The organism is Citrobacter sp. Marseille-Q3906, from assembly GCF_916618775.1.
Lineage (GTDB): Bacteria > Pseudomonadota > Gammaproteobacteria > Enterobacterales > Enterobacteriaceae > Citrobacter > Citrobacter murliniae.
On sequence record NZ_CAKAKA010000003.1, the window covers coordinates 646,307 to 663,189 of the forward strand.

Genomic DNA, 16,883 nt, shown 5'->3' on the forward strand with positions numbered 1-16,883 from the left:
ACGAAATGGCCAAAGAAAGGGCTTTAACGCTTGAAGCGCTACGCGTTATGGATGCAATTGACAGACGTGGCAGCTTTGCCGCTGCGGCAGACGAACTGGGGCGTGTACCTTCCGCACTCAGCTACACGATGCAAAAACTGGAAGAAGAGCTGGACGTCGTATTGTTTGACCGTTCAGGTCATCGTACAAAATTCACCAATGTGGGGCGGATGTTGCTTGAGCGTGGGCGCGTGCTGCTGGAAGCGGCAGATAAGCTCACCACCGATGCTGAAGCGCTGGCTCGCGGCTGGGAAACGCATCTGACGATTGTCACCGAAGCGCTGGTGCCAACGGCCGCATTTTTCCCACTCATCGACCGGCTCGCTGTGAAGGCGAATACTCAGCTTTCCGTTATTACCGAAGTATTGGCAGGGGCATGGGAGCGTCTGGAACAAGGGCGAGCAGATATTGTGATTGCCCCGGATATGCATTTTCGCTCATCGTCAGAAATTAATTCCCGCAAACTGTACTCGCTGATGAACGTCTATGTAGCTGCACCGGATCATCCTATCCATCAGGAGCCAGAGCCGTTGTCAGAGGTCACTCGTGTGAAATACCGTGGTATTGCGGTCGCAGATACCGCCCGAGAGCGCCCGGTGTTAACCGTTCAGCTTCTGGATAAACAACCCCGCCTGACGGTGAGTTCGATAGAAGATAAGCGCCAGGCGTTGTTGGCCGGGCTGGGGGTGGCGACCATGCCGTATCCGCTGGTGGAAGAGGATATCGCGGCAGGCAGACTGCGGGTTGTTAGCCCGGAATCCACGAATGAAATTGATATCATCATGGCGTGGCGACGGGACAGTATGGGTGAGGCGAAATCCTGGTGTTTACGGGAAATTCCGAAGCTGTTTGCCGGAAAGTAGCGCAAGCACCGTTACAGGCCTGCAAATATAGCCATTTGTAGGCCTGATAAGCGTTACGCTATCAGGCATCCACATATACCGCGTCAGGACTGGTTTTTTGGGTCCGACCCGAAGCGGTTACTACCCGGCGTACCGTTTTGACAGTTGAAAATGACGATTATCAACCAGCCAATGATAGGGATCAGCAGCACTAACAGCCACCATGCTGAGCGATCGGTATCATGCAGACGGCGGAACTGCACTGCCCACCACGGTATAAATACCAGAACCCCATAAATTGTCGTTAATATGCCTTCTCCCCCGGCGCGTTGCCAACCAAACATTCTGTCCAGAATGCCCAGTACGAACGTAAAGATGATGTTGACCAGAACAAACATCCAGTACTCTTTGCGGCGTGCACGGCCGCTAAAGCCAAAGTAGTTCTTTAATACGTTTAAATACCAATCCATTTTTGCCTCGTTCTGCATTCAATTACTTGTTTTTAAAGCAATCAAAATAAGAATAGCTGTGATTGGTTCGTGGGTAAATATTTACGATGTTAATTAATAAGGCACCCTGAAGGGTGCCTGTGTAAATTATGCGAAACGGCTATCACGTCCGTGTGGCTCGTTGAGGTCCTGCCATGGCCCAATGGAAATAATACCGGTCGGGTTGATGGTTTTGTGGCTACGGAAATAGTGATTACGGATATGGTCAAAGTTAACGGTGTCCGCAATGCCCGGCATCTGGTAGATATCGCGCAGGAAACCGTAAAGATTCAGATAGTCACTAATACGGTGTTTGTCGCACTTAAAGTGGGTGACATAGACCGGATCAAAGCGCACCAGCGTGGTCCACAGGCGAATATCAGCTTCTGTTAACTGGTCACCGATCAGGTAGCGATGCTGACCGAGAATTTGCTCCAGCCGTGCCAGGGATTCAAACACTTTTTCCACTGCGTCGTCATACGCCTGCTGGCTGGTGGCAAAACCGGCTTTATAGACACCGTTATTAACGCTGTCATAGATCCAGCTATTCAACTCGTCAATTTTACTTTGCAGGGCTGGTGGGTAGTAATCACCGGCTTTTGCGCCCAGCGCATCAAAGGCGGTGTTAAACATACGGATAATTTCTGCCGATTCATTACTGACAATGGTGTGATTTTTTTTATCCCACAGTACCGGAACGGTAACCCTGCCGCTGTAATGCGGATCGGCGTGTAAATACAACTGATAGAGAAACTCGTGCTGGTAAAGCGTATCGCCTGTCGCTGCCGGGAAATCGTCATCAAACGTCCAGCCGTTTTCCAGCATCAGCGGATTTACAACAGAAACGGAAATAAACGGCTCCAGCCCTTTGAGCTTGCGCAGAATTAGCGTGCGGTGCGCCCACGGGCAGGCAAGAGAAACGTACAGGTGATATCTGTCTTTTTCGGCGGCAAACCCACCTTCGCCAGTTGGACCCGGCGAGCCATCAGCGGTGAGCCAGTTACGGAAAGCCGATGCAGAACGTTGAAATTTTCCTCCGGTAGATTTGGTGTCATACCAGGTGTCATGCCAGACGCCATCAATCAGTTGTCCCATTATCTCTCTCCCGGATAGCAAAACGAGGAGCTAATCCCCTCGTCTTTTTCTTTGAGTATATACCCTAAATAATTCGAGTTGCAGGAAGGCGGCAAGGGAAGAAATCCCCAGGAACATTAATAACTATGTGACTGGGGTTTCTGAGTGTAGCCAACACACCGGCAATTTATAGCTTGCTTACCACTTTTTATTCAGTACGCGGTCGATGCTGAATGCGCCCGGACCGGTGATAGCCAGCAGCAGGAAACCGCCTGCAATGGTCAGGTTTTTCATGAACATCAGCGAGTTCATGCCTTCCGCAAAGTTGCTATGGAAGATGAACGCGGTCAGCAATGTGAAGCCTGCAGTGAACAGCGCGGTAGTACGAGTCAGGAAGCCAAACAGAATGGCCAGACCGCCGCCGAACTCAAGCAGGATTACCAGTGGCAACATAAAACCAGGGACGCCCATGGCTTCCATGTACTGTTGGGTACCCGCATATCCGGTGATTTTTCCCCAACCTGCAGAAATAAACAGGATTGGCATCAGAATGCGCGCTACCAGTACACCAACATCTTCTAATTTTTTCATCGTACTCTCCAGGAAACCACTCAGGCGGTATATTTTGTTTTTTGTGCATCAACGCTGTATAGCGCGTCATTGCTGTCGATGGAGAGAATAATAAACGTGGATAATGACAATTGTTAGCAAGGAAAACTGTCAGTAATTTTCAAAAAATTTGAGTGATGAGAGGCGAGAAATGTGCAGCCTGAAAGCGATGCGCCATCAGGCATGGGAGTGAGGAGATTAACCGCGCAGCTGCTGCTGTCTGATTGTTGCCTTCACCAGCCGCCATGCGCTCCAGACGCTAAAACCACGTTTGGCCCAGCGTACGAGCAGGTTAGGATTACGGATCGTGCGAATCGCTATGATGCTGCTGCCGACCAACACCCAGGAGCGCAGGTTCAGTAGTGTATTCCAGCCGCGATCGTACGCACCAGTTGCCTCGAGCCAGTCGCGTCGGGTGGCTGTCAGATCCAGCCGTTGCTGCTGGATCTGACTAAGCAGCAGTGCCTTACGTTTTTGACGCTCGACTTTACTGCTCATTATGCATCATCCTCCAGGGCCCGCCTGTCGTTAGCGAGTTCATTGCGGGTATGGCGTAACAGTGTTGACTTGCGGGCCTTACGTAATGTCCATAAGCCGCCAATGAGGGCCAAAAGCAACAGCACCACGGTGGTGGCAATCATCGCGTTGAGGCGGTACTGAGGGTCAATGGCCCAGATGATAAGTACCATCAGGCTCATCAGACCAAAAGCAGCGAACAGCATGGTCAGCCCCAGCATCAGCAGAAGCTGAAAGAGGTTGGCTTTTTCCTCTTCCAGTTCAACGACGGCCAGCCGCAGGCGGGTTTCGACTATTTCAACGAGGATCGTGATGATCCGTTGTCCGATACCCAGTACGCTCTTGCCTGGACCTTGTGCGTGATGAGAATCCGCCATTGTTAACGGCGCGACAGCAGTACGCCAAGTACCACACCGACCGCAGCGCCGATGCCGACGCCTGTCCATGGGTTTTCGCGCACATAGTTATCGGCACGGGCAGCGGCTTCACGGGTTTGCTTGGCAATCACGTCGCTGGTTTCTCCCAGACGATTACGGCTCTCTTTCAGTGCTCGTTCAGCCTTGCTGCGAATTTTACTCAACTCTTCTTTCGACTTATCGCCAGAGGAGCTCAGTACCTCTTCAAGCGTATCCGCAAGGGATTTCAGCTCAGCGCGCAGGTGTTCCGTAGCATTATCTTTTGACATAGTTCTCTCCAGGTGAGTGGGTAGTTACCGTACTTAGTAATCGCGAGATTCAAGTTCTTTCAGCTCTTTCTGAGCTTCCGCTAGCTTATGTTCGCGCTTTGCGATTTTATCCGCATCGCCTTTTTGCTTCGCCTCGGCTAAATCACGCTGACGCTCAGCTATCTCATCTTTCTGTTCTGAGATTTTTTTCTGATGGTCGGCGCGCAGTTTACTGTCAGTACAGTTTGCCCGGACTTCGCTAAGTGCCTTGTTCAGGCCATTGATGCGGTTCTGATTATTGTGCTTTTCGGCATAGCTAATCTCCCGCTGAATATCTTGCTCTTTTTCCTGACAAAGGGTGTTGGCGTAGCTGCCGGCACTGAGTGTGAAAAGGGTAATAGCCAAAGCGATGCGGTATTTCATTCTTGAACCTTCCATTGTGATTCGACCCTGTTACTTTGGGGTCGTTGCTCCAGGTAATAAAGCATGGGCCATAAACCCAGTTTATTAATCATAGGCACTAAACGGCGAAATCACCAAAGTGAGTGATATAATTCAGATTCCTGGAAGTTAACCAAAACGATGCGGATTATCACGTAAGCGCGACAACCACTGCACTGCCTGATTGCCATCATCCTGCTGAGCGATGACGAAGCCATGCGGTAATGTTCTGTCCAGCACGACCTTAGCTGCTGCACTTTGCGCGCTGGAATCAAAGGTGATCAGCAGCGCGTCTTTCTGTGGAGTGATACTTTTAAAACGAATTCCGTTAGCATCAAGATGATGCCAGATGGAGAAACCGTCAGGGATGCTGGCGCCCTGGTTAACGGCGCGAATGGCGAGTGTCGATTCCTGATGACGAATGGCTGACCAGGTCAGGATCAGCCCACCTACAAACAAGATAAAGGTGGTTGTCCAGGCCAGCCGTCGAAGTGTTATGCGTGGTTTCAGCATAATTTACCCTCGGTTCCCGTATTTCTTCTTCCATAGCACAACCAGTGAACCTGCCAGACCAAACACCAGTAAAACGACCGGAAGCAGCATCAGGCATGACATGAGCTGATCTTCGTACTTGAGGAAAACCGGTGTTTTGCCCAGCAGATAACCCAGCGATGTCAGGATGAGCACCCACAACAGCCCGCTCATCCAGTTGAAGAACTGAAAACGTGCATTATTCAGGCCCGACAATCCTGCAATGGTCGGCAGTAACGTTCTGACAAAGGCAATAAAGCGGCCCACCAACAGCGCAGACAGGCCATGTTTGTGGAAAAGGTGATGCGCACGTTGATGGTAATGGGCGGGAAGATGAGAAAGCCAGTTCTGTACGATACGGGTGTTACCCAACCACCGTCCCTGTATATAGCTAACCCAACAGCCGAGGCTGGCCGCGGTAGTAAGTAACAGTACAGTTTGCGGAAAGCCCATTGCTCCTTTGGCAATAAGCACGCCGACCAGTACCAGTAAACTGTCACCAGGTAAAAAGGCCGCAGGAAGCAGCCCGTTTTCCAGAAACAAAATTGTAAACAGGACAAAATACAGCATACCAATCATAGAGGGATTGGCCAGAGTTTCAAAATCCTGAGCCCACAAGGCATTCAGTAATTGAGTCAGTAGTTCCATTCAGTATTCCTGGAGAATCGGTTGTCGTCACGCCGGTTGTCTGGAGTTTGTAATGCCGCAATTTTATTAATGTTTTTACATGGGGCGCGGTCTGACACAAATTCACGGCCTGAACTGTTCCCTGTTAAGTTGTGAAGTAAGCAAGCACTAACACACAAAAATTCAAAACGCTTTTAATTGTAACAAAGGTCAACGTAGTCCGTTATAGAAATTACGGTCGTTGAACTCTGATTTTGCTTATCGCAAAGGAGGGTGGCGAGAGGATTTACACAGGCTGACACTTTATACCTAATGCTTACCGAGCGTTATTCACAGGCACCGCCCTGATGCGCCTGTGAATATAAGAGCGTTTATTTTGCTGCGTTCGCGGCGGTATCCAGATGAACGACCGGATTTTCCGTGAAAAGATAACGGTCAGCGTTGAATTCAAAATCATCGCTGGTTTCGTTGAACAGCATCTGCTTCGTGTTCTCAAGGTGTTGCCACATCGCCAGTTTGGCCGCATGAGGATCTTTACGGATTAATGCCCGCAGGATCTGGTCATGGTCATCACACCAGTTATCTACCGTGCGGAGATCGATGTGATCGTGCAATTTCTTCCAGTAGGGGTTGTGTACGCGCTGAGTCCACATCTTTTCAACAATGGCGGCCAGAGCGGTGTTCTGCGTTGCCAGCGCGACCTGCACATGGAACTGGAGATCCCACTCAGAGTCACGGAAGCTTTTCTCGTTACGCGACTTCTCCTGGATTTCCACCAGTTTCATGATGTCCTGCTTGGTCACCTGGGTCGCGGCAAACTCAGCAATGTTGCTCTCAATGAGCTGGCGAGCCTGGAGAAGCTCAAAGGGACCATAGCTGGCAAACTCCAGGCTTTCATCCGGCGCGACATAGTGTTTTGGCTGGTTAGAGATGACGTGGATCCCCGACCCTTTACGCACTTCAACGTAGCCTTCAACCTCGAGCATGATGATGGCTTCACGGACCACGGTGCGGCTGACATTTTTTTCATCGGCGATAAAGCGTTCGGCGGGAAGTTTATCGCCCACCAGATAGACGCCCTGCTCAATGCGTTCTTTAAGATCAGCAGCAAGTTGTTGATACAAACGTCGTGGTTCGGTGATTTCCATATGCGCTCCAGGCATGATACGGCAGACTATATTTGTTATACCACTTTTGCGACTATGGCTCTACTCGCGACGATAAAAAAGCCGCCAGTTAGCTGGCGGCTTTGCAATTTATAACCTTGCTAAAAAGCGTCAGGTTAACTTTGCGTCGCGGGGTTGTTAGTTTGTGGCCCCGAGTCTATCTCGCTGGCCGGTTTGTTTTGCAACACCGTCCAGATAACCAGCGCACCGAGCAGGTCAAATACTGCCAGCACGGCAAACAGTGGGCTAAAGCCAATGGTGTCAGCCAGGGCGCCAACGACCAGCGCAAACAGGGTACTCGCAAGCCAGGCAGACATACCGGTCAGACCATTCGCGGTTGCCACTTCATTACGGCCAAACACGTCAGAAGAGAGGGTAATCAGCGCACCGGACAGTGCCTGGTGAGCAAAACCGCCGACGCACAGCAGGGCGATAGCAACGTACGGGCTGGTGAACAGACCAATCATCCCTGGGCCAATCATGAGGAATGCCCCCATGGTGACGACCATTTTACGTGAAACGATCAGGTTCACACCGAACCAGCGCTGGAACAGCGGCGGCAAATATCCCCCGACGATACAACCCAGATCGGCAAACAGCATTGGCATCCAGGCGAACATCGCAATCTCTTTCAGGTTAAAGCCGTAGACTTTAAACATGAACAGTGGGATCCAGGCGTTAAAGGTACCCCAGGCTGGTTCTGCCAGAAAACGCGGCAGCGCAATACCCCAGAACTGACGGTTACGTAGGATCTGGCCGAGCGACATTTTCTTCGCGGTGCTGTTTTTATGCTGTGATTCCTGACCGTTGAGGATGTAATCGCGCTCTTCATCAGACAGTTTTTTCTGATCGCGAGGATGTTTATAGAAGACAAGCCAGGACATGGCCCAGATGAAGCTCAGAACACCAGAGATAATGAACGCCATCTGCCAGCTGTGCATGACAATCGCCCAGACTACCAGCGGCGGAGCGATCATCGCACCAATAGAAGATCCGACGTTAAAGTAACCAACTGCAATAGAACGCTCTTTTGCAGGGAACCATTCAGAGCTGGCTTTCAGACCCGCAGGGATCATCGCGGCTTCAGCGGCACCGACAGCGCCTCGCGCGAGTGCCAGACCACCCCAGCTTCCGGCCAGTGCAGTTGCACCACAGAAGACGGCCCACAGAACGGCGAACATCGCGTAGCCCACTTTTGTCCCGAGTACATCCAGAACATAGCCAGCGACGGGTTGCATAACGGTGTAAGCAGCAGAATACGCTGCGATGATATAGGAGTACTGTTGAGTGGAGATGTGTAACTCTTCCATCAGAGTTGGCGCAGCTGCCGCCACAGTGTTACGCGTCAGATAACCCAGCACGGTGCCAAGCGTCACCAGTGCTATCATGTACCAACGTAACCCTTTAATTTTACGCATGTAAAACCTCATCGTTTTGTTATTTCCGCAAGAAGCGCGGTCATCTTCCTGTGTAGGGCGGAGGATGTTCTTTTACGAAGGGCGTAACCGATAAAAACCGGTACTCCCCGAACTTTGCCATGTAAATAATCTTGCTAATTCGGTTTCCGTACCGGTCAATCCGATGGTGGACCATCGGTAATTTGCATTCCGTCGGCTTATGTATTGCGACGGCAAAAAGATAACTTGTCATACAGCTTTAAAAGGTGAGTGCCATCACAAAAGTGTGAATCTTCGTGTGGTCATTATTTCGATTCAGCAAAGCCAGTGCTGGAGCGGTCTGGCGCACGATTTACCTCTTTGAGAGTAATTTTTTTGTCATCATTAGTTGATCTAACTCACGAAAATATCTTCAGTATATGGAAATTGGTGTGATAACTTTGACAACATCAAAACATAAGCAATCTGACGCACTCGCTGAGAGGAAGACGATAATGACCCCGTTTATGACTGAAGATTTTCTGCTGGATACCGAATTTGCCCGCCGTCTCTATCATGATTACGCTAAAGACCAGCCAATCTTCGATTACCACTGCCATTTGCCGCCGCAACAAATCGCGGAAAACTACCGTTTCAACAACCTGTATGACATCTGGCTGAAGGGCGACCACTATAAATGGCGTGCTATGCGTACCAACGGCGTCGCTGAACGCCTGTGTACCGGCGATGCGTCCGATCGTGAAAAGTTTGATGCCTGGGCAGCAACTGTGCCGCACACTATTGGTAACCCGCTCTACCACTGGACGCATCTTGAACTGCGCCGTCCATTTGGTATTACAGGTAAGCTGCTCTCACCTGCTACGGCGGATGAAATCTGGAATCAATGCAATGAATTGCTGGCGCAGGATACATTTTCCGCGCGCGGTATCATGCAGCAGATGAACGTGAAAATGGTGGGTACCACCGACGATCCGATTGACTCGCTGGAGCATCACGCCTCAGTCGCAAAAGACAGCACCTTTGCTATCAAAGTGCTGCCGAGCTGGCGTCCGGATAAAGCCTTCAATATTGAACAGGCGACCTTTAACGACTATATGGCGAAGCTGGGTGAAGTGTCTGACACTGACATTCGCCGCTTTACCGATCTGCAGACCGCGTTGACTAAACGTCTGGATCACTTTGCTGCTCACGGCTGTAAAGTGTCTGACCACGCCCTCGACGTGGTGCTGTTTGCGGAATCTAACGAATCCGAACTGGATAGCATTCTGGCCCGTCGCCTGGCGGGTGAAACCCTGAGCGAGCATGAAGTGGCTCAGTTTAAAACGGCTGTACTGGTGTTCCTTGGCGCTGAGTATGCACGCCGCGGTTGGGTACAGCAGTACCACATTGGCGCGCTGCGTAATAACAACTTGCGTCAGTTCAAACTGCTGGGGCCGGATGTAGGCTTTGACTCCATCAATGATCGTCCTGTTGCAGAAGAACTCTCCAAACTGCTGAGCAAGCAGAACGAAGAAAACCTGCTGCCCAAAACGATCCTGTACTGCCTGAACCCGCGCGATAACGAAGTGCTCGGCACTATGATTGGTAACTTCCAGGGTGAAGGTATGCCGGGCAAAATGCAGTTCGGTTCCGGATGGTGGTTTAACGATCAGAAAGACGGGATGGAGCGTCAGATGACGCAACTGGCCCAGCTCGGCCTGCTGAGCCGCTTTGTCGGCATGCTGACTGACAGCCGTAGCTTCCTGTCATACACACGCCATGAGTATTTCCGCCGCATCCTGTGCCAGATGATTGGTCGTTGGGTTGCCGCTGGTGAAGCTCCGGCAGATATCCAGTTGCTGGGTGAAATGGTCAGAAATATCTGCTTCAACAATGCGCGCGACTACTTCGCCATTGAACTGAACTAAGGTCCGGGGTTGATATGCAATACATCAAGATCCATACGTTGGATAACGTTGCGGTCGCGCTGGCAGACCTGGCGCAAGGTACGCAGGTAAGTGTCGATAACCATACCGTAACGCTACGACAGGATGTTGTACGTGGACATAAATTTGCACTGAGCGATATTGCGCAGGGTGAGAACGTCATTAAATACGGCTTGCCGATCGGCCATGCTCTGGCGGATATCGCAGCGGGTGAGCATATTCATGCTCACAATACGCGTACCAATCTGAGCGATCTGGATGAATACAGCTATCAACCCGACTTTCAGGAGCCAGAAGCACAACCGGCGGATCGCGATGTGCAGATCTACCGCCGGGCCAATGGCGATGTCGGGGTGCGTAACGAACTGTGGATCCTGCCGACTGTTGGCTGTGTCAACGCCATGGCGCGTCAGATGCAAACTCGTTTCCTGAAAGAGACTAACGATGCTGAAGGCATTGACGGGGTTCATCTCTTTAGTCATACCTACGGCTGTTCGCAACTGGGCGATGATCATATTAACACCCGAACTATGCTGCAAAATATGGTGCGTCATCCGAACGCGGGCGCGGTGCTGGTGGTTGGCCTTGGTTGTGAAAACAACCAGGTTGATGCCTTCCGTGAAACGCTGGGCGAGTTCGATCCAGAGCGCGTCCATTTCATGGTCTGCCAACATCAGGAAGATGAAGTGGAAGCCGGGATCGAACATCTTCGTCAGTTGTACAACGTGATGCGTAATGATAAGCGCGAGCCGGGTAAACTGGGCGAGCTGAAGTTTGGTCTGGAGTGCGGCGGGTCGGACGGCTTGTCTGGCATTACCGCTAACCCGATGCTGGGGCGTTTTTCCGACTACGTCATTGCTAACGGCGGTACGACTGTACTGACCGAAGTGCCGGAAATGTTCGGTGCTGAGCAACTGCTGATGGATCATTGCCGCGACGAGGCGACCTTCGAGAAGCTGGTGATGATGGTCAATGACTTCAAACAGTACTTCATTGCCCACAACCAGCCGATCTATGAGAACCCATCGCCGGGTAACAAGGCGGGTGGGATTACCACGCTGGAAGATAAATCGCTGGGCTGCACCCAGAAAGCGGGTTCCAGTAAAGTCGTGGATGTACTGCGTTACGGCGAACGTCTTAAAACACACGGCCTGAATCTGTTAAGTGCTCCGGGCAATGATGCCGTTGCGACCAGCGCACTGGCGGGCGCAGGCTGTCATATGGTGTTGTTCAGCACTGGTCGCGGTACGCCTTACGGTGGTTTTGTTCCAACGGTAAAAATCGCCACTAACAGTGAGCTGGCTGCGAAGAAAAAGCACTGGATTGATTTTGACGCCGGACAACTTATCCACGGTAAGGCCATGCCTCAGTTGCTGAACGAGTTTGTCGACACGATCGTTGAGTTTGCTAACGGCAAACAGACCTGTAACGAGCGTAATGACTTCCGTGAGCTGGCTATCTTTAAGAGTGGCGTAACGCTGTAATTATCCTTCATCTTTCGCACCACGATGGTGTTGGCTGTGTTCACTCACCCCGGTCACTTACTTCAGTAAGCTCCGGGGGATACCTGAACTTGCCACCTTGAGGTAGAACGAAATCTTTTGGGTAATTAATCTCGACTGGATTAAAAAAACGGCGTTTCATAATATGGAGCGCCGTTTGTTTTTGTGTTTCCTGACAAGGATCTTCCATGACCGCGTATTGGCTGGCCCAGGGCGTAGGTGTCATCGCCTTTCTGATCGGCATTACCACTTTCTTCAACCGCGATGAGCGCCGATTCAGGCTGCAGCTTGCTGTCTATAGTGCCACTATCGGCGTGCATTTCTTCCTGATGGGAGCGTATCCGGCGGGGATGAGCGCAGAGCTTAACACCATTCGAACGCTTGTCTCGATGCGCACCCGTAAACTGTGGGTGATGACCCTTTTCATTATCCTTACGCTGGTTCTGGGGCTGGCGAAATTACAGCACGCAATGGAGCTTCTCCCTATTGTCGGTACGCTGGCCAGCACCTGGGCGCTGTTTCGCTGTAAAGGTTTAACCGTCCGCTGTGTCATGTGGTGCGCAACAGCCTGCTGGGTTATTCACAATTTCTGGCTGGGATCAATTGGCGGCACGATGATTGAAGGAAGTTTTCTGGTGATGAACGGCCTGAACATTATTCGTTTCAGACGCATGCAAAAACGCGGAATCGATCCCTTCAAAATTGAAAAAAGCGTACAGCAAGAAAACCCCTCCGCACGATGACGGAGGGGAGGAGAGGTTAGCCACGCAGGGCGTTGTTTGCCAGACGCTCGTCTTCAGCCTGGCAAGCTGCGGCGGTAAACAATACATCTGTTGATGAGTTCAGTGCGGTTTCACAGGAGTCCTGTAATACACCGATGATAAAGCCGACGGCAACCACCTGCATGGCGATATCATTCGGGATACCAAACATATTGCACGCCAGTGGGATCAGCAGCAGAGAACCACCCGCCACGCCTGATGCGCCGCAGGCACAGAGTGAAGCCACCACGCTAAGTAACAATGCTGTCGGTAAATCAACAGGGATCCCCAGCGTATTGACCGCCGCCAGCGTCAGGACGGTGATGGTAATTGCTGCCCCCGCCATATTGATGGTTGCCCCGAGCGGGATAGAAACAGAGTAGGTATCCCGGTCCAGATTCAGCTTCTCGCACAGCGCCATATTCACCGGAATATTGGCGGCTGAACTGCGGGTGAAGAATGCATAAACACCGCTTTCACGCAGACAAGCCAGTACCAGCGGGTATGGGTTACGGCGAATTTTCCAGAACACCAGCAGCGGGTTAATTACCAGCGCCACCAACAACATACACCCGACCAGCACGGCCAGCAGTTGTGCGTAGCCCCAAAGCGTTGCAAAACCGGTGGTTGCCAGAGTGGAAGAAACCAGACCAAAAATCCCGATCGGCGCGAAACGAATCACCAGTTTCACCATAAAAGTAACGGCATTGGACATATCGTTGACGAGATTTTTGGTCGTGTCATTACCGTGGCGCAGTGCAAAACCCAGCCCGACAGCCCATACCAGAATACCGATATAGTTCGCGTTGAGCAGAGCATCAATCGGGTTAGAAACCATGCTCATCAACAGACCACGCATGACTTCGACAATACCTGATGGCGGCACAATATCGTTCGCACTACTGGAAAGATGCAGTGTGGACGGGAAAGCGAAGCTGAACACGACGGCGGCTAATGCCGCAGAAAATGTACCGAGCAGGTAGAGAAACAGAATGGGACGGATATTGGTTTTTTGTCCATGCTGGTGGTTAGCGATAGAGGCCATTACCAGCATCAGAACCAGGATTGGGGCGACGGCTTTTAATGCGCCGACGAACAGAGTTCCTAATAAGCCAGCGGCTTCTGCCGATGGTTTTGAGATCAGCGCCAGCAAAATCCCCAGTATTAAACCCACCAAAATTTGTTTAACCAGGCTCCCTTGCGCCAAACGCGAGATCAGCCCCGATGAACGTTGCGTAGTCATTTCATAATCCTTTCATTGTGTTGTTGCCCGGTCTTTGTGCGTTCAGTCGACGCATCTTTCAGAATGAGGCAAATGTTTGCATAGCTGAGTATAAGGAAAGAAAGAGGTTGCGGAAGAGAATTATCCTTGATTTCGCGGCGAGATCATATTTTATAACTTTGAATTAACATTTTGATGACATGTTAAACAAAAAGCCCGACGCGTACAGTGCGCATCGGGCCTTGTCAGATAGCTGGATGAACGTTACTGCATTTGCTGTTTTTTATCGTGCTGGTGGTTGACCCACGCATTTACAATCAGCGTCACAAACAGAATACCGAACACCACGCCTAACGAGATAGCGATAGGGATATGGTAGAAATCAACGATCAGCATCTTGATACCGATAAATACCAGAATGACAGACAGACCGTATTTCAGCATGGAGAAACGCTCCGCCACACCAGCCAGTAGGAAGTACATTGCGCGCAGACCAAGGATCGCAAACAGGTTAGAGGTCAGCACGATGAACGGGTCCGTGGTGACGGCAAAGATGGCTGGAATACTGTCGACGGCAAAAATCACATCGCTCAGCTCAACCAGAATCAGTACCAGCATCAGCGGCGTTACGAACAGCAGGCCGTTTTTACGTACGAAGAAATGCTCGTTCTCGATGGTATCGGTCATGCGTAAATGACCGCGCAGCCAGCGAACTAACGGCCTGTCGCCAATGCCGGAAGCATCCTCTTTTGCCAGCGCCATTTTCACACCGGTAAACAGCAGGAACGCACCGAACACATACAGTAGCCATTCGAATTGGGCGATAAGCCAGCTGCCGGCGAAGATCATAATCGTACGCAGGACAATCGCGCCCAGTACACCATAGACCAGTACCCGACGTTGTAGCGCCGGCGGTACGGAGAAGTAACTGAACAGCATCAGCCAGACAAAGACGTTATCAACCGCCAGCGATTTCTCGATCAAATAGCCGGTAAGGAACGCCAGAGCCTGTGGATCGGCGACGGCACGGCCCTGGGTTTCAGCCAGATACCACCAGAATGCGGCGTTAAACAGTAACGACAGTGTTACCCAGACGATTGACCAGACAGCCGCCTGCTTCATTGACATCGTATGCGCGCCACGACGGCCCTGCAGCAGCAGGTCGATGGCCAGCATAATCACCACCACAACAGCGAAGCCACCCCATAACAACGGTGTGCCGACAGTATTCATTATATTTCCCCATGCATAAAAAAACGGCCAACGCCGAATGACGTTAGCCGCTGCTTTTTATGCATAGACCTTGCCATTCGGCAAGGTCTCACTTACAACAACAAAGGAATACGGTAGCGTATTCCTTTGTTATCGCCCGGTGACCGGATGTGGTTTTTCACACATCGTAATGACGATCAACCGACAACGAAGTTACTCCCCTTTGCGGGTAACAAAGTATTACAGGCCACGTATTCAGTCAATGGCCTGTAACATCTGTTTTACATAATTTTACGCAGTCAGCGATGTACCCGCATGGTCTGCAGGGAAGATGACGCCAGTCTGACGACGAATTTCCGTTTGCAGTTTAGCGGTAATACGGCTGACGGCCAGTGCCGGGTGATCCACTTCGCCAGTTTCTACCAGATGAGCAAAAACCTCTGCCTCATAAAGCATAGTATTGATGTGTTGAGGCACAGTAAGATCCTGCGTTTTACCGCCACGTGGAACAAAGCACACCTTCTGGCACTCAGAGATTTTCTCAATAACCAGAGATCCCGATTCGCCCTGAATTTCACTGTCCAGCGCAGAGTCGCTCACTTTGGAATGCTGCAAGGTGACGCTAAAATCACCGTAGTTCAGTACCACAACGCCGTGGGCATCGACGCCGCTATCCAGCAGACTGGCGCTGGCCTGCACACTTTGTGGCTCACCCCAAAGCGCAATCGCTGAGGCCAGACAGTAAAAACCGATATCCATAATCGAGCCATTAGAGAACGCCGGATTAAACGTGTTCGGATTTTCACCGTCCAGGTAACGCTGGTAGCGCGACGAGTACTGGCAGTAATTGATAAACGCCTTCCTGATTTTTCCCACCTTTGGCAGGGATTGCTGCAACTGCAGGAAATTGGGCAGGCTGGCGGTCTTGAACGCTTCAAACAGCACGACCTGATTTTCGCGCGCGCAGGCGATTGCGGCATCGACTTCAGTCAGATTTGATGCCAGCGGTTTTTCGCAAATCACATGCTTTTTGTGCGTCAGAAACAGCTCTGTCTGCGGAAAGTGTAGAGAATTTGGGCTGGCAATATATACAGCGTCGATCGCGTCGCTTTGTGCCATTGCTTCCAGTGAGGTAAACAGATGCTCGACGAGATAATCGTTGGCGAAGGTTTGTGCCTGTTCAAGGCTACGGGAATAAACAGCGGTTAACTTATATTTGCCGGTTTCATGGGCGGCATCCACAAACTGGCGGGTGATCCAGTTTGTGCCAATCACTGCGAAACGTATCATAAAGGCCTTCAGGCTGAGAAAAGGGATCCTTTCGCCAATTTAGCATGCCTTGCGGTCAATGCCAGTGCGCTACTACGCAGTTTGCTTGAGTGATTGTTGCGTTAACCACAAACGGGTATCGAACTCCAGTTGATGATACTGAGGTTCCATATGGCGGCACAGTTGGTAAAACGCTTTGTCGTGCTCTTTTTCTTTCAGGTGTGCCAGTTCATGGACGACGATCATGCGCAGAAATGGCTCCGGGGCGGTGCGAAACACGGTTGCGACGCGGATCTCTGCTTTGGCTTTTAGCTTGCCGCCCTGTACGCGCGACACTGCAGTATGCAACCCAAGCGCATTCTTTAGCACGTGGATCTTACTGTCATACATCACTTTATTGAGCGGTGGGGCATTACGCAGAAACTGACTTTTCAGATCCTGAGTATATTGCCAGAGCGCTTTGTCGGTCGCGAAATCATGTGTGCCCGGATAGCGTTTTTCCAGCACTGCGCCCAGCCGCTGCTCGCTAATTAACGTGCGAACCTGGGCCAGCAGGTGTTCCGGGTAGCCCTGGAGATAAGTTAGTTGGTTCATTCAT

The 16,883-nt window shown here is 51.1% G+C and carries 19 protein-coding genes; 4 read left to right on the forward strand and 15 right to left on the reverse strand.

The window, feature by feature from the left end; genetic code table 11:
- Positions 1-5: 5 nt before the first annotated feature.
- A complete protein-coding gene (gene yhaJ / locus LG384_RS20485; protein ID WP_045447896.1) occupies positions 6-902 on the forward strand; it encodes a DNA-binding transcriptional regulator YhaJ in 897 nt (298 codons plus the stop codon).
- 83 nt (positions 903-985) lie between these two features.
- Here yhaJ and LG384_RS20490 read toward each other — a convergent pair whose 3' ends face one another.
- The 11 genes from LG384_RS20490 to LG384_RS20540 all read right to left on the reverse strand — a co-directional run bounded on the left by LG384_RS20490 (position 986) and on the right by LG384_RS20540 (position 8,415).
- A complete protein-coding gene (locus LG384_RS20490) occupies positions 986-1,351 on the reverse strand; it encodes a DUF805 domain-containing protein (RefSeq protein ID WP_045449799.1) in 366 nt (121 codons plus the stop codon).
- 126 nt (positions 1,352-1,477) lie between these two features.
- Complete coding sequence (yqjG, locus tag LG384_RS20495) at positions 1,478-2,464, reverse strand: glutathionyl-hydroquinone reductase YqjG (RefSeq protein ID WP_045447893.1); 987 nt, start codon at positions 2,462-2,464, stop codon at positions 1,478-1,480.
- Positions 2,465-2,641: 177 nt separating this feature from the next.
- Positions 2,642-3,034, reverse strand: a complete 393-nt coding sequence (locus LG384_RS20500) for a DoxX family protein (protein WP_048220506.1) — start codon at positions 3,032-3,034, stop codon at positions 2,642-2,644.
- Positions 3,035-3,250: 216 nt separating this feature from the next.
- Entirely contained in the window at positions 3,251-3,550 is a 300-nt protein-coding gene (locus tag LG384_RS20505) for a YqjK-like family protein (RefSeq protein WP_225761430.1), read from the reverse strand.
- Positions 3,550-3,945: a phage holin family protein gene (locus LG384_RS20510; RefSeq protein ID WP_045447884.1), complete on the reverse strand. Its 396-nt coding sequence runs from the start codon at positions 3,943-3,945 to the stop codon at positions 3,550-3,552. The genes LG384_RS20505 and LG384_RS20510 overlap by 1 nt, the downstream gene beginning before the upstream one ends.
- Before the next feature lie 2 nt (positions 3,946-3,947).
- Positions 3,948-4,253: a YqjD family protein gene (locus tag LG384_RS20515; RefSeq protein WP_045447881.1), complete on the reverse strand. Its 306-nt coding sequence runs from the start codon at positions 4,251-4,253 to the stop codon at positions 3,948-3,950.
- A gap of 33 nt (positions 4,254-4,286) precedes the next feature.
- On the reverse strand, positions 4,287-4,655 hold the full coding sequence (locus LG384_RS20520; RefSeq protein WP_045447878.1) for a DUF1090 domain-containing protein: 369 nt from the start codon (positions 4,653-4,655) through the stop codon (positions 4,287-4,289).
- Positions 4,656-4,802: 147 nt separating this feature from the next.
- Positions 4,803-5,186: an EnvZ/OmpR regulon moderator MzrA gene (gene mzrA / locus LG384_RS20525; protein ID WP_045447874.1), complete on the reverse strand. Its 384-nt coding sequence runs from the start codon at positions 5,184-5,186 to the stop codon at positions 4,803-4,805.
- A 3-nt stretch (positions 5,187-5,189) separates the two neighbouring features.
- Positions 5,190-5,852, reverse strand: coding sequence for a DedA family general envelope maintenance protein YqjA (gene yqjA, locus LG384_RS20530; protein WP_045447871.1), 663 nt, complete (start codon positions 5,850-5,852; stop codon positions 5,190-5,192).
- Positions 5,853-6,202: 350 nt separating this feature from the next.
- Entirely contained in the window at positions 6,203-6,979 is a 777-nt protein-coding gene (gene exuR, locus LG384_RS20535; protein ID WP_045447868.1) for a transcriptional regulator ExuR, read from the reverse strand.
- Positions 6,980-7,113: 134 nt separating this feature from the next.
- Positions 7,114-8,415 carry an MFS transporter gene (locus LG384_RS20540; RefSeq protein ID WP_045449797.1) on the reverse strand — a complete coding sequence of 434 codons (1,302 nt, stop codon included), beginning with the start codon at positions 8,413-8,415 and terminating at the stop codon, positions 7,114-7,116.
- Positions 8,416-8,888: 473 nt separating this feature from the next.
- Between LG384_RS20540 and uxaC the strand changes: the two genes are divergently transcribed.
- From uxaC to LG384_RS20555, 3 genes are all read left to right on the forward strand, one after another.
- Positions 8,889-10,301, forward strand: coding sequence for a glucuronate isomerase (gene uxaC, locus LG384_RS20545; RefSeq protein ID WP_225761431.1), 1,413 nt, complete (start codon positions 8,889-8,891; stop codon positions 10,299-10,301).
- A 14-nt stretch (positions 10,302-10,315) separates the two neighbouring features.
- A complete protein-coding gene (locus tag LG384_RS20550; protein WP_048220510.1) occupies positions 10,316-11,803 on the forward strand; it encodes a UxaA family hydrolase in 1,488 nt (495 codons plus the stop codon).
- A 206-nt stretch (positions 11,804-12,009) separates the two neighbouring features.
- The gene (locus LG384_RS20555) at positions 12,010-12,564 is read left to right on the forward strand and encodes a YgjV family protein (RefSeq protein ID WP_048220511.1); all 555 of its coding nucleotides are present in this window, start codon (positions 12,010-12,012) and stop codon (positions 12,562-12,564) included.
- Positions 12,565-12,580: 16 nt separating this feature from the next.
- Here the strand turns inward: LG384_RS20555 and sstT are convergent, their stop codons facing one another.
- From sstT to LG384_RS20575, 4 genes are all read right to left on the reverse strand, one after another.
- Entirely contained in the window at positions 12,581-13,825 is a 1,245-nt protein-coding gene (gene sstT / locus LG384_RS20560) for a serine/threonine transporter SstT (protein ID WP_200010041.1), read from the reverse strand.
- Positions 13,826-14,068: 243 nt separating this feature from the next.
- Complete coding sequence (locus LG384_RS20565; protein WP_045447852.1) at positions 14,069-15,037, reverse strand: TerC family protein; 969 nt, start codon at positions 15,035-15,037, stop codon at positions 14,069-14,071.
- A gap of 270 nt (positions 15,038-15,307) precedes the next feature.
- On the reverse strand, positions 15,308-16,306 hold the full coding sequence (locus LG384_RS20570) for a Gfo/Idh/MocA family protein (protein ID WP_225761432.1): 999 nt from the start codon (positions 16,304-16,306) through the stop codon (positions 15,308-15,310).
- Positions 16,307-16,378: 72 nt separating this feature from the next.
- Positions 16,379-16,879: a M48 family metallopeptidase gene (locus tag LG384_RS20575; protein ID WP_225761433.1), complete on the reverse strand. Its 501-nt coding sequence runs from the start codon at positions 16,877-16,879 to the stop codon at positions 16,379-16,381.
- Between the last annotated feature and the right edge of the window lie 4 nt (positions 16,880-16,883).

Bases quoted from the DNA above. Each gene is read 5' to 3' on its own strand.
- LG384_RS20550 (WP_048220510.1), top strand. From the start codon at position 10,316: ATGCAATACATCAAGATCCATACGTTGGATAACGTTGCGGTCGCGCTG.
- LG384_RS20490 (WP_045449799.1), bottom strand. From the start codon at position 1,351: ATGGATTGGTATTTAAACGTATTAAAGAACTACTTTGGCTTTAGCGGC.
- LG384_RS20555 (WP_048220511.1), top strand. From the start codon at position 12,010: ATGACCGCGTATTGGCTGGCCCAGGGCGTAGGTGTCATCGCCTTTCTG.
- LG384_RS20510 (WP_045447884.1), bottom strand. From the start codon at position 3,945: ATGGCGGATTCTCATCACGCACAAGGTCCAGGCAAGAGCGTACTGGGT.
- LG384_RS20575 (WP_225761433.1), bottom strand. From the start codon at position 16,879: ATGAACCAACTAACTTATCTCCAGGGCTACCCGGAACACCTGCTGGCC.
- exuR (WP_045447868.1), bottom strand. From the start codon at position 6,979: ATGGAAATCACCGAACCACGACGTTTGTATCAACAACTTGCTGCTGAT.
- LG384_RS20565 (WP_045447852.1), bottom strand. From the start codon at position 15,037: ATGAATACTGTCGGCACACCGTTGTTATGGGGTGGCTTCGCTGTTGTG.
- yqjA (WP_045447871.1), bottom strand. From the start codon at position 5,852: ATGGAACTACTGACTCAATTACTGAATGCCTTGTGGGCTCAGGATTTT.
- mzrA (WP_045447874.1), bottom strand. From the start codon at position 5,186: ATGCTGAAACCACGCATAACACTTCGACGGCTGGCCTGGACAACCACC.
- yqjG (WP_045447893.1), bottom strand. From the start codon at position 2,464: ATGGGACAACTGATTGATGGCGTCTGGCATGACACCTGGTATGACACC.
- LG384_RS20570 (WP_225761432.1), bottom strand. From the start codon at position 16,306: ATGATACGTTTCGCAGTGATTGGCACAAACTGGATCACCCGCCAGTTT.
- LG384_RS20500 (WP_048220506.1), bottom strand. From the start codon at position 3,034: ATGAAAAAATTAGAAGATGTTGGTGTACTGGTAGCGCGCATTCTGATG.
- uxaC (WP_225761431.1), top strand. From the start codon at position 8,889: ATGACCCCGTTTATGACTGAAGATTTTCTGCTGGATACCGAATTTGCC.
- LG384_RS20515 (WP_045447881.1), bottom strand. From the start codon at position 4,253: ATGTCAAAAGATAATGCTACGGAACACCTGCGCGCTGAGCTGAAATCC.
- LG384_RS20505 (WP_225761430.1), bottom strand. From the start codon at position 3,550: ATGAGCAGTAAAGTCGAGCGTCAAAAACGTAAGGCACTGCTGCTTAGT.
- yhaJ (WP_045447896.1), top strand. From the start codon at position 6: ATGGCCAAAGAAAGGGCTTTAACGCTTGAAGCGCTACGCGTTATGGAT.
- LG384_RS20520 (WP_045447878.1), bottom strand. From the start codon at position 4,655: ATGAAATACCGCATCGCTTTGGCTATTACCCTTTTCACACTCAGTGCC.
- sstT (WP_200010041.1), bottom strand. From the start codon at position 13,825: ATGACTACGCAACGTTCATCGGGGCTGATCTCGCGTTTGGCGCAAGGG.
- LG384_RS20540 (WP_045449797.1), bottom strand. From the start codon at position 8,415: ATGCGTAAAATTAAAGGGTTACGTTGGTACATGATAGCACTGGTGACG.